The sequence below is a fragment of the Micromonospora polyrhachis genome, assembly GCF_014203835.1.
Classification (GTDB): Bacteria; Actinomycetota; Actinomycetes; order Mycobacteriales; family Micromonosporaceae; genus Micromonospora_H; species Micromonospora_H polyrhachis.
Map to the genome: position 1 here is coordinate 4963266 of NZ_JACHJW010000001.1, position 13624 is coordinate 4976889.

Consider the following 13624-nt stretch of genomic DNA (forward strand, 5'->3'; position numbering starts at 1 on the left):
TCAGAAGGTCGGGTCGTCAGAAGCTTGGAGTCGTCAGAAGCGCAGCGCCTTCATGTTGTCGTAGCTGCGCCCCGCCGCACCGTAGACACCGCCCTGCTCAGGCGGGGTCGATCCGGCATTGTCCTGCTCCCAGATGTAGTGGTGTCGGTCGAGCGACCGTAGGCTCTTGAAGAAGCGTTCGAACGGCACGTAGCCACCCGGTACGCCGAACTCGGTCATTGACAGGCTGGTGCCCTCGGCATTGAGTACGCCGTCCTTGACGTGGAACAGCGGGAAACGCTCCTGCCGCCGGCCGAGGGTACGGATCGGGTCGAAGACGTCGGTACGGCTGCTCCCGCGCTCGTCGACGTACGTCTTGAACCGCACCTGCGCCTGGTAGGCCCAGAAGATGTCCATCTCGAAGTGGACGAGGTCCGGTTCGGTCAGGTCGAAGAAGTACTCGAGCCCGCGTAGCCCGCTGGACCGGGTCGGTCGGCCGGCGTCGTCCAGCGGCCCGACGTCGAGTAGGAAGTGGTATTCGCCGTCGTGGTTGTGCTGGTAGAACTTCAGTCCCCGGGACCGGGCCGCCCCACCGACGGCGTTGTAGCGGTCGGCCGCCGCCCGCCAGTCGGCGCGGTAGCGACTGCCGGTCGGCGCGTCGGCGGTGCCGATGTGCTTCATGCCCAGCATTTCGGCGATGTCGAGTTGCCGGGTCAGGTCGCCCCAGAGCGTGCCGAAGCCGATGTGCGAGCCGACCGCGCGTAACCCGTTGTCGTCGAGGATCTGCCGGATCGCGCGGATGTCGGCGTCGGACGGGTTACCCACGCCGTAGCCGGCGAACTCGATCTCCTTGAAGCCGAGTGTGGCGAGGGTGGGCAGCTTCTCCGCGAACGGTGCGGGGTCACTGCGTACGGAGTAGAGCTGGATGCCGATCTTCCCGACCGGCAGCCGGTTGCCCCGATGGTCGCGTACCGGGCTGTCGGCCGGTGCCTCGGCTTGTGCCTCGGCCACGCCGGTGAACGGGCCGGCGATGGAGATCGCACTGGCTGCCGCACACGCGGAGAGGCCGAGGAATCCGCGCCGGCTCCAGGGGTTGGTGTGCGGGGTGGGGGTGTCTCCTCTGCGCATGGCTTCCCTCCTGGCTCGATCCTGAGCCGGACCGTACCCGCAGGAAAAGCCATAAGATAGAGATTCATGCATTGAAGTTCTATCAATGGGTGGTGGTCTTTCGTTGGTACTGACGAAAGCTCCCGGAAACCCGGTGGGACAAGTCGGACGTCACGGCTAGGGTCCTCCCGTGACGACCGATAGACCCCTCATCCGGGCGCGTGGGTTGGTGAAGCGCTTCGGCGACTTCACCGCCGTCGACGGGATCGACATCGACGTGCCCGCGGGGGAGGCGTTCGGCTTTCTCGGCCCGAACGGGGCCGGCAAGAGCTCGACCATGCGCATGATCGGCTGCGTCTCGCCGCCGACCGACGGCGAGCTGACCATCCTGGGGATGGACCCGCGTCGCGATGGGTCGGCCATCCGGGCCCGACTCGGCGTCTGTCCCCAGCAGGACAGCCTCGATCCGGAGCTGACCGTCCGGGAGAACCTGACCACCTTCGCCCGCTACTTCGGCATTCCACGTCGGCTCGCCCGCGCCCGAGCGGGCGAGCTGTTGGACTTCGTGCAGCTGACTGATCGTGCCGACAGCAAGGTGGAACCGCTCTCCGGCGGCATGAAGCGCCGCCTGACCATCGCCCGGGCACTGGTGAACGAACCGGAGATCGTGCTGCTCGACGAGCCGACCACCGGCCTCGACCCGCAGGCCCGGCATCTGGTCTGGGAGCGGCTGTTCCGGCTCAAACAGCAGGGCATCACGCTGGTGCTCACCACGCACTACATGGACGAGGCCGAGCAGCTCTGTGACCGGCTGGTGGTGATGGACGGCGGGCGGATCGTGGCCGAGGGCTCACCCCGGGCCCTGATCGAGCGTTACTCGACCCGCGAGGTGGTCGAGCTACGGTTCGCCGCCGAGTCCCAGGAGGACTTCGCCGGCAAGCTCGCCGGCATCGGTACGCGGACCGAGGTGCTGCCCGACCGGATCCTGCTGTACGTGGCCGACGGCGACGCCGCCATGGCGCAGGTCCACGAGCGGGCACTGACCCCGGCCAGTGTGCTGGTCCGGCGGAGCAGCCTGGAGGACGTGTTCCTGCACCTCACCGGCCGTACGTTGGTGGATTAGTCGTTTATCCGGCAAGGCCTCGGGTATCGGCACGGCCATGACCACTAATGGCGACGAACAGTACGAGCGTGGGCTGGAGGCGCTACGACAGGCCGACGGCGGGGCCGGACAGCGTCTTCTCGATGCCCTCGCCGACGTCTCGCCCGAGCTCAGTCACCGATCGGTCGCCTGGTCGTACGGAGACCTCTACGTCCGGCCCGAACTGTCGCGCCGCGACCGGGAACTGCTGACCCTTGGCATACTCACCGGTCTCGGCGGGGCCGAGGTTCAGCTCGAGGTGCACGTCAACGGCGCGCTCAATGCTGGCCTGACGCCCTCCGAAATCGTCGAGGCGCTACTGCAGTCGGTGGTGTACTGCGGTGTGCCGCGGGCGGTCAACGCCACCCTCGTCGCCAAGAAGGTCTTCGCCGAGCGCAACCTGCTCCCGGTCCGCACGTAGCAGCCTGCCACGCAAGATCGTCTTGACCGGGTGACGCTCACTCATCGTTATCGCATGGGAGAGTGTATTGGATCTCGTACTGATGGCCGGCCTTGATGATTACGGCCACCTCGATCGGTCGCTCCCCATCGGTGTAGGCCACCCGTAGTTGCCGCAAGACAGGCATGTTTGTGGGGAGTCGCAGAGCGATGAACTCTTCGACTGTCGCCAAGCGAGTGCCTACCTGATCCACTGCGTGTCGTGGCGGTAGTCCGAGCCCAGTGAGAATGGCTGGCGTTCCCCCTTGAATCCTGTGTGGCGCGGCGAGAGGGGTGCCCCGCGCGAGCTCTACGGGGAAGTACAACCAGACCAGTTCTGCTGGCTCGTCGTTGAGCAGGAGGAGCTGGTGCCGCATGACGACCGGATCACCTGTGGCGATGCCGAACGCGGCAGCTACCTGTGCCGGAGCTGGTCGTTCGCCGACGGAAAGTAATTGACTGGATCCGCGGCGGTCACGTCGATAGGGATCAGTGATCCACGGGTACGGCTTGCCGGGACTGGTCGGGCGTGAATAATGGCTGGCCCGGACGACGTACGGCCGACGGCTCGTGGAGAACACGCCCCGCCCCGCTTGCCCCTCGATGAATCCCTCCTCCTTGAGGATGCGTAGGGCACGTTGCACGGTCTGGTTGGTGACCCCGTACTGCTTGACGAGCGCAGCGGTTGCCGGCAGTTGGTGACCAGGCTCGAGGTCGCCAGAGAGGATGAGGGCGCGTAGGTCCGATGCGATCTGCTGTTGCCGGTCGCGGACCCGGTCGCCGGGGTTGTCAGTCATACGACAGCCTGAGTCTGATAGGTGTAGCCAGCAGAGAGACGAGCAACCGCACGGGTGATCACGTATTCGACGGGAGTGCCGTTGGCATCCCGGCTGAGCCGATGCAGGACGAGCATCGGTTCCTGTTTGTTGACTTTCAGTGCCTGCTGGTCGATGTCGGTCGGTTGGTCAGCGGTGATGTGGTCGGTGCTGACTGTCGGTGTGTGTCCGAGCTGGGCGAGCACAGCGACGGCGCCGCCTCGGATTTTCCGGTCTTGGGCAAGGGGAGTGCCAGTGGCCAGTTGGGCCGGGTAGTAGGAGTCGGCAAGTTCGATGGGCTGGCCGTCTTCGAGGATGAGCCTACGTCGAACGACGACTTGGTCCTCGTCACCGAGATTAAGGGCCGCCCGGATGTGGTGGTCGGGTGTGAGGGTCTCGACGGCGAGGAGTTGTTGGGTGCCGACTCGGCCGCGGGATGCTGCATCGTTGGCCCAGGCGTCGCCGTGCCCTGGTGAGATGTAGGGGTCGGACGTGCTGGTCCAACGCGGGGTGGTCATCGTCGCTACCTCCAGTTTTTGGGCCCCCGATCATGGTGCCGGACGCGACTGATTTCTTTGCCTCCTCCGATTGAACTTACTGGCGGATCGTACTTGCAGCCTTACTACAGTCTGTATAAAGTTTTGCTGAGGGGCCCCTGCGCTGACTTGCCCCTGGCGAGGGGTTGGTGCAGAGGGCCCGTAGTTCACTCGAAGGAGATCGCCGTTGATGTCTGCTTCCACAGCCCTGGTCGATATCCGTACTGCCACGATGGACGACGGAGATCGGATTACTGGCCTGCTCACCGAGGGGTTCCTGGACGGGCCGATCGCCGCCTGGCTGGTCGGCTGGGAACGGGATCGACGTGCCGTGCTGTACGGGTATCTCGGTCTTCAAGTCGAACGCGCCCTGCGGTTCGGGACGGTGTACGTCACCGCCGACCTGTCGGCCGTGACTTGCTGGCTGCCCCACGCGGATGGTTGTACCTGCCCGCCGCACGGTCATCCCGTGCAGGTGATGGCAGCCTGTGACGGGTGGGCCGACCGGTTCTTCGTCCTTGAGGACAGCTTCGCCGCTCATCATCTGCCGGTACCGCACCAGCACCTTGGCTTCTTCGCGGTCGAACCCGGTCAGGAGACGCAGGCCAGGAAACTTCTCGACCACTGCCACAGGATCTTCGACGGGACCGGAGTGATCACGTACGTCGAGGCCGCCAACCCTGAGCGTCGGAAGCTGTACGAAACCCTCGGCTACCAGGCAAGCGACCCCGTCCAACTGCCGGAACTCGGCCCACTGTGGTGGCCGATGGTCCGCACCCCCACCAGCGACACGCCTGGCGGACAGCGGTGAACCGGCAGCGGGTCATCCGACGCGCCCGATACGTCGAGGCGACGATCATCGCCAAACTGGTCGCCACAGCCAGCCATGAGCTACCGATCGCCGCGTGGCTCGTGCCCGATGATCAACAGCGGATGATCGTCCTGACCGATGTGGCCCGGATCTGGGTCGAACACGCCCTGTTCTTTGGCGAGATCGAGATAGCCCTCCACGCCACCGGCGCTATCGCCGGGACCACTGTCTGGTTCCACCGTAACGGGCAGGTCCCGGCCCCGGCCGCCTACCGGCAACGTCTCACCGTAGCCTGCCGCGAGCACGCCGACCGGTTCATCAGCCTCGGAGCGGCCCTGGCCGCCCACCCACCTGACACGCCCTGTCAGCAACTCGCATTTGTTGCCGTCACCGATGACCAGACCGACAACGAAACCACCGAGCGGTTACTCGCCCATCACCACACCCGGCTGGACACGCACGACAGTTCCGCCTACGCGTTGGCCTGCAACGACAGCGATCGGGACCTGCTCAGCCGCTACGGTTACCAGCCTGGCCAACAGATCCACCTGCCAGGTGGACACATCGCCGTACCCATGTGGCGACCCGCCCCACCACAAGCCTGACGCCGGAAGCCCGGCACCTCGGGGTAGAACCGCAGTGCCTACTCCCGGCTCAGGTCGACGGTTCGGGATGGTCAGCGTGCCGAGGTGGGCACTCTGTTCGCCGCCAGGAACTCGTCGAACGTGCGCGGTGCCCGCCCGGTCAGTTCCCGTACCGTCGGAGTGACTTCGGCCATGCCACCGGACGCCATGTCTGCGTAGAGCCACAACAGGTCCGCCACGAACCATTCGGGCAGCCCCTTCGCCCGTAGGTCGTCGGCCGCCTCGGCGGGAGGCACATCCCGGAAGGGTACGCCGAGCTTTGCCGCGATCTCCCGGTGCGTCAGCGCCTCCGGGCCGGTGAGCGGGTGGACCGTGCCGGCGTCCTCCGGATCGTTGGTCAACAGTACGGCGGCGCAGGCGGCGATGTCGTACGCGTCGATGTAGGCGACCCGGCCATCACCGTACGGGCCCGCCACCGCGTTGTCGCCGACGAAGCCGCCCTCGCCGGTGAAGAAGTTCTGCATGTATCCGGTGGGTTGCAGGGTCGACCAGGTCAGGTCGGACGCGTGGAGATGCTGCTCGATCTCCCAGTGCGCCCGCACCGACAGCTTCGCCTCGGGGCTGGGCTGCCAGGCCGACACCTTGACCAGTTGCGTGACTCCGGCGGCGCGGGCCGCGTCGATGACGGTGATCTGTTGCCGGACCATCGGTTGCGGTCCCGCAACCGGCAGTGCGCCTCCGCTGTTGAGGAGCAGGCGGTCGACACCCTTCAGGGCAGCCGACACCGATGCTGGCTCGTCGAGGTCTCCCACGACAAAGTCACAGCCCAGCTTCCTGCCCTTGGCCTCGTCACGCACGAGAGCCCGGAACGACGCCCCGGTGTCGGCGAGGGCCCGTACGAGATGGCGGCCGATCGTGCCGGTCGCTCCGGTCACCAGGATCATGGGTTTCCTCCGAAGTAAGATGAGGTGCCCTCAAGAAGCTAGCAGTAAGTCGAGGACCACTCAAGTTATGTCGGAGTCATCACGACCGACGCCGGTACGGCGTCCCCGCGCGGACGCGCGGCGTAATCGCGAACGGCTGTTGGCCGAGGCCGAGGCTGTCCTGCGGGAACAGGGCACCCAGGCCTCGCTGGAGCAGATCGCCCGGCGGGCGAAGGTTGCCATCGGTACGCTCTACGCCCACTTCCCCAACCGCCACGCCCTGCTGACGGCGTTGCTGTCCGACCGGCAGGACGCCATCTTCGCCCTGGGCGACGAACTCCTGGCCGACCGGTCCACCCCGCCCGGTGAGGCACTGGACCGGTGGATGCGGGCCGTCGCCGCGCACGGCGCGACCTACAGCGGACTGGCCGACCAACTGTTGGGCAGCCTCGACGACGAGACGTCCGCGCTGCACCAGGCGTGCAAACGGATGTCGGAAGCCGGTGGGGCACTGGTCGAACGGGCCCGAGCCGCCGGGGTGATCCGGGCCGATGTTTCGGCGGACGACGTCTTCGCCCTCATCAGCGCGGCGGCCTGGCTGTACGGCAACCAGTCCGACCCCGGGCACGCCGACCGGCTGGCGTCGGTCATCTTCAGCGGCCTGCGGCCCGAGGACGGCGAGTAGCCGGCCACGGCGTAGCTCTGCGGTGTCGGGTACGGAGCTTGTCAACGAGATGAGCCGTTGTTAAATCCCTGGCCGACAGGTATGCGTATCGCCGATGATTGCGGTCACGGCCTGCCCCGGCGGGCCGACACGTCCGCTGCGGATGGCGCACCGCCCGACGACGCCCCGTGTGAGAACCAGACCGGGAGCCACCATGAATGTCGCCGAACGCCGTGAGCTTGCCCATAGGGCGCTCGATGGCTACGCCAGTGGTCCCGATGCTACGACCCTGGCGATGGACCGTGCCCTCGCGAAGGTCGACGACGCTGTGGCCATGGTGCTCGTCGAGGGCGTCAGCGACCAGATTGCACTGGAAACAGCCGCCGCAGGCCGAGGCCGGGACCTTGCGGCAGAGCGGATCGTGATCGTGCCGATCAACGGCGCACATGCGATTGGCCACTTCCTGGCGGGGTTGGGTCCGCTTGGCACCCGGATGCGACTTGCCGGCCTGTGCGACCTGCGGGAGGAGGAGCTGTTCCGGCGCGGCCTCGCCGCCCAGGTCGGCTCAATTCCCACCCGCGCCGATATGGAACACCTCGGGTTCTACGTCTGCGTCGACGATCTGGAGGACGAGCTGATCCGTGCCGTGGGAACCACAGAGGTAGAAGCCGTCTTCGACTCGCAGGGCGACCTCGGGTCGTTCCGCTCGTTGCAGAGCCAACCCGCCTGGCGCGGACGGCATCTCGAAGCGCAGATGCGGCGGTTTCTGAGTAGCGGCTCGCGCCGCAAGCTGCGCTACGCCCGGCTCCTGGTGGAGGTGGCAGTTGCCCGGGATGTCTTGCCTCGGCCACTCGATGCGCTGCTCGCCGCCGTTTGATCCACCTTGCGTCGCAGGCAGTCGGCCTCCGCGGCCGCAGTGATGAAGTTCCGACTGGTGATGTGGGTTCTTCCCTGGTAGGCGAGCGCATCTGGATGCTCGGGTCAGCCCGGCAGAGGTCGATGCGGCGGTTACCGCCCTCCTCGACGGCCGACCACCACACGAATACTGACAAGCGTGCGACAACGACCACACCAAGCTGCGCTTTCAGCGGCATGAGCGGATGTCCGCCGGCTTCGGCCCGGGATTTACGGTCTTGGGCACCTGTCTGCTCGGTACCTATCGTGTGTGTCATGTCGATCAACGACCGAGATCTGGTCATCGAGGCGGCCGAAGCCGGGGCTGCCGTCGTTCGCTCCCACCATGGGATGTCACTGACTCGTTTCGAGAAGTCTGGCGGGGACTTCGCCACGCCGGCCGACGTCGAAGCCGAGAAGGTCATCCTCGACGTTCTGCACGCCGCCCGGCCAGGCGACACCGTGGTGGGGGAGGAAAGCGGACGCACCGGAACCGGGGGAAACGGACGCGAGTGGCTGGTCGACCCGTTGTGCGGGACGCTGAACTTCGCCGTACGCAACATGCTGGTGGCGGTCAACGTAGCTCTGCGAACCGGGACGCAGGTCGTGGCAGCAGCTTCGGCGGACCCGTTCGCCGATGAGGTGTTCTGGACTGACGGTGCTGGCGCGCATGTGCGTTGCGGCGGCGTGGACAAGCGGCTCACCCCGTCGGCCGAGTCGAGTCTGGTGGACGTCAATCTCGATCCGCCGTTTCCCAATGAGCGAGTTTTCCGGGCCACCCGGTTACTTGCCGACCAACGGTTCATCGAACAGTTCCGCCCACGCGTCCTCTCCACCACCCTGGCGGTGGCCTGGGTCGCTGCCGGGCGACGTGCCGCCTACGTAACCGATGGTCGCCACCTCCACGACAGCGTCCATTTCGCGGCCGGTATCGCCCTCTGTCAGGCGGCCGGCTGCGTGGTGACCGGAATCGACGGGCAGCCCCTTCACGCCGGCGTCGGCGGCCTCATCGTGGCCGCCGACGAGCAGACGCACGCCGCTCTGCTGACGCTTGTCAAGAAGCAGCGTGCGATTGGGGACTGATCGACTGCCCCCGCCGGGGTCTGCCTCAGTGACGATGCGTGTGGGCCGGGTTAGCTGGCCTGCGCGATCTGGATCAGGTTGCCGCAGGTGTCGTCGAAGACCGCTGTGGTGACCGTGCCCATCTGTAGCGGCTCCTGGGTGAACCGTACGCCCAGGCCGCTCAGCCGTTCGAATTCGGCGCGAACGTCCTCGACCGCGAAGGACGTGTACGGGATGCCGTCGTTGACCAGCGCCTCCTTGAACGGCTTGACCGCAGGGTGTCCGTCCGGTTCGAGTGACAGCTCGCAGCCGTTCGGATCCTCGGGGGAGACGACCGTGAGCCAGCGTGCTTCGCCGAGGGGAATCTCCGTCTTCTTCACGAAGCCCAGTACCTCGGTGTAGAACCGCAGGGCCTCGTCCTGGTTGTGTACGAGAACGCTGGTGAGGTTGATGCGCATCAGTTCTCCTTCGTTTCACGGTTGCGCCAGCGATCGGTGAGGCGCTCCAGGGGGCTGGTGTCGATGTGATGAAACTTGTAGCGACCCTCGCGGTGACTGGTGACCAGGCCGGCCTCGATCAGTATCTCCAGGTGCTGGGAGATCGCCTGCCGGGACGAGCCGAGCTGGTACTTCATGGTCAGTCGGGAACAGATCTCGAACAGCGTCTGGCCATCGCGCTCCGTCAGTTCGTCGAGGATCTTTCGGCGGGTCGGGTCGGCCAGGGCTTTGAACACGGCACCGCCCCCGGCGGTGTCGCGCTCGGGCTCGGGCTCGGCGGTGTCACCCACCCTACGATGATAGGCAAGTATCGACTTGCCTATCAAGGCTGACAGGCGATGCGACGGCACCTACCGTCTCGTGGCTCGCGGGCCTGAAGCGTGTCCGGCAGATAGGCGTTCACGCGGATACCAGCTCACGGCTGGCGCACCCCGCACCTACTCGTTGGAGAGCAACTCCTCGAAGGAGGCCGACAGGGCGAACGGGTCGGCCGGCGGGACCGGCTCCCGCCGTACCATCTCCTCGGCCAGTTCCCGGCCCGCCCGCCGGATCCGACCGCGCAGCTCGCCCTCGACGGTGTCGGCGGCTGTCCTGTTGCCGGCCCAGTCGTCGGTGGCGGCGAAGACCGAGGTGGGCACCACCACCGACCGGAGATAGGTGAACATCGGGCGTACCACGTGTTCGAGGGCCAACGAGTGCCGGACGGTGCCGCCGGTGGCACCGAGCAGTACCGGTCGTCCGGCCAGCGACCCCTCGGGCAGGACATCGAAGAACGACTTGAACAGCCCGCTGTACGACGCGTTGAAGATCGGCGTGACGGCGATCAGACCGTCCGCGCCGGTCACCGCCTCGATGGTCGGCCGCAGTGACTCCGGCGCGAATCCGGTCAGGGTGTGGTCGACCACCTCGTGGGCGTGGTCGCGGAGTTCGACCACTCGCAGGTCCACGGTGACGGCCTGCCGGTCCAGTTCGTCGCGGGTGGCCGCGGCGAACTGGTCGGCCAGCAGGCGGGTCGACGACGGCTGGCTGAGACCGGCCGAGACCACGACCAGGCTGCGCTGCCTCATCGCGTGGCCCCCGACGGGGAGCCGGCCGCGCCGGCCACACCTGGGGTGCCGGCAACGGCCGCCGCGTCCCGCGCTGCCTTCAACGAGGCGTGCGTGGGGGCCTCCGGCACGTGCGCCGGCCGCAGTGCCGCGAACTCGCGGCGTAGCACCGGCACCACCTCTTCGCCGAGGAGATCGAGCTGCTCCAGTACGGTTCTCAGCGGCAGTCCCGCATGGTCCATCAGGAACAGTTGCCGCTGGTAGTCACCGACGTACTCGCGGAAGGTGAGGGTACGGTCGATCACCTGCTGTGGGCTGCCCACGGTCAGCGGGGTCTCCCGGGTGAACTCCTCCAACGACGGGCCGTGGCCGTACACCGGGGCGTTGTCGAAGTACGGCCGGAACTCCCGTACGGCGTCCTGGGAGTTACGGCGCACGTACACCTGACCGCCGAGGCCGACGATGGCCTGGTCCTCGGTGCCGTGGCCGTAGTGGGCGAACCGCTGGCGGTAGAGGCCGACCATGCGCCGGGTGTGCTCCTTCGGCCAGAAGATGTGGTTGGCGAAGAAGCCGTCGCCGTAGTACGCGGCCTGCTCGGCGATCTCCGGGCTGCGGATCGAGCCGTGCCACACGAACGGCGGGATGCCGTCCAGCGGCCGGGGAGTCGAGGTGAACGACTGCAACGGCGTACGGAACTTGCCCTTCCAGTCCACGACGTCCTCCCGCCACAGTCGGCGCAGCAGGTCGTAGTTCTCGATCGCCAGCGGGATGCCGTTGCGGATGTCCTGCCCGAACCACGGGTATACCGGCCCGGTGTTGCCCCGACCCAGCATCAGGTCGACCCGGCCGTCGGCCAGGTGCTGCAACATCGCGTAGTCCTCGGCGATCTTCACCGGGTCGTTGGTGGTGATCAGGGTCGTGGCGGTGGAGAGCAGCAGCTTCTCCGTCCGGGCCGCGAGGTAGCCGAGCATGGTGGTCGGCGACGACGGCACGAACGGCGGATTGTGGTGCTCCCCGGTGGCGAAGACGTCGAGCCCGACCTCCTCGGCCTTGCGGGCGATGGCGACCATCGCCTTGATCCGCTCGTGCTCGGACGGGGTGCGGCCGTTGGTCGGATCAGTGGTGACGTCGCCGACGGTAAAGATCCCGAACTGCATGGTCAGCTCCTCACTCGGGAACGGGGGCGACCGTCCGACCCCCTGAACCACCGGCACAACATGTTTGACTCGTCAACTATTCCATGGGTCAACCACTTCGCTGGGCTCCGCTGCCGCTCGACCCTCCATCCCGTTCGACTTCCCATCCTGTTCGGCCTTGAACGGTCCCGTCCGGCGATGGGGAGGTAAGGAAGGGCCTCTTCCAAGGCAGAAGAATAAGTAGGGGCCTTCCCTACAGCAGCGCCGTAGAGTACGCCGGTGATCGTTGCCGAGCGTCCGCACGTCGCACCCCCGACCGGCTGGGCGGCCACCCTGGCGGTCTTCGAGTACTACCTCGTGGTCTACCGCAGAGTCTGGCGGGGCAGCGTCTTCGGGGCGTTCGCCCTGCCCCTGTTGACCATGCTCGGCTTCGGGCTGGGTGTCGGGGCGTACGTCGAGGGTGGGGTCGCCGGCGTGTCGTATCTCGACTACATCGTCCCCGGTCTGATCGCCTCGACGGCGCTCCAGGTGGCCATTGGCGAGTCGACCTGGCCGGTGTGGGGCAACTTCGAGTGGAACAAGTACTACTCCGCGCAGGCGGCGACACCGCTGCGGGTGGCGGAGATCCTCAACGGACAGTTGGCCTTCGTGCTCTTTCGGGTGCTCGTCAGCAGTGCGGTCTTCCTACTGGTCGCTGCGGCCTTCGGCGCGCTGCACTCGCCCTGGACGCTGGCCGTACCACCGCTGATGCTGCTGATCGGGTTGGCGGTCGCCGGGCCGGTGGTCGCATACACCTCGATGATCCCCAGCGACGGCTACCTGTCCCTGCTGTTCCGCTTCGCGGTGATCCCGATGACACTCTTCGCCGGGGTCTTCTTTCCGGTCGAGTCGCTGCCCGGGGCGGTGCGCTGGCTCGCGTACGTGTCGCCGCTGTGGCACGGGGTCGACCTGTCCCGGGCGGCGACCCTCGGCGTCGCGCCGTACTGGTCGATTCCCGGTCATCTGGGCTACCTGGCCCTCTGGACGGTGGCCGGCTGGCTGTTGGCCTGGTGGCGGTTCGATCGCCGTCTGATGAGTTGACAGTCTGGTGAGTTGCCCCCTGGTGAGTTGATCCCTGGTGAGTTGACAGTCTGGTCATTGAAGAGGAGAGAGAGCACGTGGTCAGCGTCGTTCTGCCCCGACTGGTCAGCTTCGAGGGAGCGCCCCGCCGATCGGCGTCGGTCACCGAACGGAACCTCGCCGCGATGCGCTCCGCATACTGGCTGGTGCTTGTCTCCGGGTTCTTCGAGCCGCTGCTCTACCTTCTCTCCATCGGGGTCGGAGTCGGGGCGCTGATCGGGGACATCACGCTGTCCAGCGGCGAGGTGGTGTCGTACGCCGCCTTCGTCGCGCCTGCGATGCTCGCCTCGTCGGCGATGACCGGCGCGCTGGCGGAGACCACGTCCAACTTCTTCGGGAAGTTGAAGTACATGAAGCTGTACGACGGCATCCTGAACACCCCCGTTCAGCCCTTCGAGATCGCGCTCGGTGAGCTGGCCTGGGCGATGCTGCGCGGCACGCTCTACTCGGCGGCGTTCCTCGGCATCATGGTGGCGATGGACCTGACCAGCGCCGGCCGGGCGGTCGCCGCCTTCCCGGCCACGGTCCTGGTGGGCTTCGCCTTCGGGGCGCTCGGCATGGCGCTGTCGACGTACATGCGCAGCTGGCAGGACTTCGACCTGATGGGGGCCATCCAGTTCACCCTCTTCCTCTTCTCCGGGACCTTCGTGCCGGCCGACGCCTATCCGATGTTGCTGCGGTGGTTGGTGGAGGTCACGCCGTTGTACCGTGCCGTAGACCTCGTGCGGGGCATCAGCACCGGGAGTGCGGGGTGGCTTCGGTTGGTCGACGTGCTCTATCTGCTTGCCGCCACCATCCTGGGCCTGGCGCTTGCGGCCCGCCGGATGGGCCGGTTGCTCTATCGATGAAGCTTTGCCCTTGGTTGCGGTCCG

17 protein-coding genes are annotated in these 13624 nt (G+C 66.7%); 9 read left to right on the forward strand and 8 right to left on the reverse strand.

Annotation, left to right across the window (positions count from 1 at the left end; genetic code table 11):
- Positions 1-33: 33 nt before the first annotated feature.
- Positions 34-1107, reverse strand: coding sequence for a sugar phosphate isomerase/epimerase family protein (locus FHR38_RS21865; RefSeq protein ID WP_184536426.1), 1074 nt, complete (start codon positions 1105-1107; stop codon positions 34-36).
- A 169-nt stretch (positions 1108-1276) separates the two neighbouring features.
- Here FHR38_RS21865 and FHR38_RS21870 point away from each other — a divergent pair, with 169 nt between their 5' ends.
- Positions 1277-2209 (forward strand): ABC transporter ATP-binding protein, encoded by a 933-nt coding sequence (locus tag FHR38_RS21870; RefSeq protein ID WP_184536427.1) that lies wholly within the window; start codon positions 1277-1279, stop codon positions 2207-2209.
- A gap of 37 nt (positions 2210-2246) precedes the next feature.
- Positions 2247-2648, forward strand: a complete 402-nt coding sequence (locus FHR38_RS21875) for a carboxymuconolactone decarboxylase family protein (protein ID WP_184536428.1) — start codon at positions 2247-2249, stop codon at positions 2646-2648.
- Positions 2649-2685: 37 nt separating this feature from the next.
- On the opposite strand, the gene FHR38_RS21880 is transcribed toward FHR38_RS21875, so the two are convergent.
- Positions 2686-3462, reverse strand: a complete 777-nt coding sequence (locus FHR38_RS21880) for a GntR family transcriptional regulator (RefSeq protein ID WP_184536429.1) — start codon at positions 3460-3462, stop codon at positions 2686-2688.
- Positions 3459-3998, reverse strand: a complete 540-nt coding sequence (locus FHR38_RS21885; RefSeq protein ID WP_184536430.1) for a GntR family transcriptional regulator — start codon at positions 3996-3998, stop codon at positions 3459-3461. The genes FHR38_RS21880 and FHR38_RS21885 overlap by 4 nt, the downstream gene beginning before the upstream one ends.
- 208 nt (positions 3999-4206) lie before the next feature.
- Between FHR38_RS21885 and FHR38_RS21890 the strand changes: the two genes are divergently transcribed.
- Together FHR38_RS21890 and FHR38_RS21895 are read left to right on the forward strand one after the other, a co-directional pair.
- Positions 4207-4827 carry a GNAT family protein gene (locus tag FHR38_RS21890; protein ID WP_184536431.1) on the forward strand — a complete coding sequence of 207 codons (621 nt, stop codon included), beginning with the start codon at positions 4207-4209 and terminating at the stop codon, positions 4825-4827.
- The gene (locus FHR38_RS21895; protein ID WP_184536432.1) at positions 4824-5432 is read left to right on the forward strand and encodes an N-acetyltransferase; all 609 of its coding nucleotides are present in this window, start codon (positions 4824-4826) and stop codon (positions 5430-5432) included. The genes FHR38_RS21890 and FHR38_RS21895 overlap by 4 nt, the downstream gene beginning before the upstream one ends.
- A 71-nt stretch (positions 5433-5503) precedes the next feature.
- On the opposite strand, the gene FHR38_RS21900 is transcribed toward FHR38_RS21895, so the two are convergent.
- Positions 5504-6355 carry an SDR family oxidoreductase gene (locus tag FHR38_RS21900; RefSeq protein WP_184536433.1) on the reverse strand — a complete coding sequence of 284 codons (852 nt, stop codon included), beginning with the start codon at positions 6353-6355 and terminating at the stop codon, positions 5504-5506.
- Positions 6356-6422: 67 nt separating this feature from the next.
- Between FHR38_RS21900 and FHR38_RS21905 the strand changes: the two genes are divergently transcribed.
- The 3 genes from FHR38_RS21905 to FHR38_RS21915 all read left to right on the forward strand — a co-directional run bounded on the left by FHR38_RS21905 (position 6423) and on the right by FHR38_RS21915 (position 8975).
- Complete coding sequence (locus FHR38_RS21905; protein WP_184536434.1) at positions 6423-7019, forward strand: TetR/AcrR family transcriptional regulator; 597 nt, start codon at positions 6423-6425, stop codon at positions 7017-7019.
- A 193-nt stretch (positions 7020-7212) separates the two neighbouring features.
- Positions 7213-7875, forward strand: coding sequence for a TOPRIM nucleotidyl transferase/hydrolase domain-containing protein (locus FHR38_RS21910; protein ID WP_246446684.1), 663 nt, complete (start codon positions 7213-7215; stop codon positions 7873-7875).
- A gap of 293 nt (positions 7876-8168) precedes the next feature.
- Entirely contained in the window at positions 8169-8975 is an 807-nt protein-coding gene (locus FHR38_RS21915; RefSeq protein WP_184536435.1) for an inositol monophosphatase family protein, read from the forward strand.
- Positions 8976-9025: 50 nt separating this feature from the next.
- Here FHR38_RS21915 and FHR38_RS21920 read toward each other — a convergent pair whose 3' ends face one another.
- The 4 genes from FHR38_RS21920 to FHR38_RS21935 form a co-directional block, all read right to left on the reverse strand.
- The gene (locus tag FHR38_RS21920; protein WP_184536436.1) at positions 9026-9412 is read right to left on the reverse strand and encodes a VOC family protein; all 387 of its coding nucleotides are present in this window, start codon (positions 9410-9412) and stop codon (positions 9026-9028) included.
- Positions 9412-9741: an ArsR/SmtB family transcription factor gene (locus FHR38_RS21925; protein ID WP_184536437.1), complete on the reverse strand. Its 330-nt coding sequence runs from the start codon at positions 9739-9741 to the stop codon at positions 9412-9414. The genes FHR38_RS21920 and FHR38_RS21925 overlap by 1 nt, the downstream gene beginning before the upstream one ends.
- A 147-nt stretch (positions 9742-9888) precedes the next feature.
- Positions 9889-10518, reverse strand: coding sequence for an FMN reductase (locus FHR38_RS21930; RefSeq protein WP_184536438.1), 630 nt, complete (start codon positions 10516-10518; stop codon positions 9889-9891).
- The gene (locus FHR38_RS21935; RefSeq protein WP_184536439.1) at positions 10515-11654 is read right to left on the reverse strand and encodes an LLM class flavin-dependent oxidoreductase; all 1140 of its coding nucleotides are present in this window, start codon (positions 11652-11654) and stop codon (positions 10515-10517) included. The genes FHR38_RS21930 and FHR38_RS21935 overlap by 4 nt, the downstream gene beginning before the upstream one ends.
- A 258-nt stretch (positions 11655-11912) precedes the next feature.
- Between FHR38_RS21935 and FHR38_RS21940 the strand changes: the two genes are divergently transcribed.
- Both FHR38_RS21940 and FHR38_RS21945 read left to right on the forward strand, forming a co-directional pair.
- On the forward strand, positions 11913-12713 hold the full coding sequence (locus tag FHR38_RS21940; protein WP_184536440.1) for an ABC transporter permease: 801 nt from the start codon (positions 11913-11915) through the stop codon (positions 12711-12713).
- A gap of 77 nt (positions 12714-12790) precedes the next feature.
- Entirely contained in the window at positions 12791-13600 is an 810-nt protein-coding gene (locus tag FHR38_RS21945; protein ID WP_184536441.1) for an ABC transporter permease, read from the forward strand.
- The last annotated feature ends 24 nt before the right edge of the window (positions 13601-13624 follow it).

Coding starts and splice junctions, on each gene's coding strand:
- FHR38_RS21865 (WP_184536426.1), bottom strand. CDS start 1,107: ATGCGCAGAGGAGACACCCCCACCCCGCACACCAACCCCTGGAGCCGG.
- FHR38_RS21875 (WP_184536428.1), top strand. CDS start 2,247: ATGACCACTAATGGCGACGAACAGTACGAGCGTGGGCTGGAGGCGCTA.
- FHR38_RS21880 (WP_184536429.1), bottom strand. CDS start 3,462: ATGACTGACAACCCCGGCGACCGGGTCCGCGACCGGCAACAGCAGATC.
- FHR38_RS21885 (WP_184536430.1), bottom strand. CDS start 3,998: ATGACCACCCCGCGTTGGACCAGCACGTCCGACCCCTACATCTCACCA.
- FHR38_RS21890 (WP_184536431.1), top strand. CDS start 4,207: ATGTCTGCTTCCACAGCCCTGGTCGATATCCGTACTGCCACGATGGAC.
- FHR38_RS21900 (WP_184536433.1), bottom strand. CDS start 6,355: ATGATCCTGGTGACCGGAGCGACCGGCACGATCGGCCGCCATCTCGTA.
- FHR38_RS21905 (WP_184536434.1), top strand. CDS start 6,423: ATGTCGGAGTCATCACGACCGACGCCGGTACGGCGTCCCCGCGCGGAC.
- FHR38_RS21910 (WP_246446684.1), top strand. CDS start 7,213: ATGAATGTCGCCGAACGCCGTGAGCTTGCCCATAGGGCGCTCGATGGC.
- FHR38_RS21915 (WP_184536435.1), top strand. CDS start 8,169: ATGTCGATCAACGACCGAGATCTGGTCATCGAGGCGGCCGAAGCCGGG.
- FHR38_RS21920 (WP_184536436.1), bottom strand. CDS start 9,412: ATGCGCATCAACCTCACCAGCGTTCTCGTACACAACCAGGACGAGGCC.
- FHR38_RS21930 (WP_184536438.1), bottom strand. CDS start 10,518: ATGAGGCAGCGCAGCCTGGTCGTGGTCTCGGCCGGTCTCAGCCAGCCG.
- FHR38_RS21935 (WP_184536439.1), bottom strand. CDS start 11,654: ATGCAGTTCGGGATCTTTACCGTCGGCGACGTCACCACTGATCCGACC.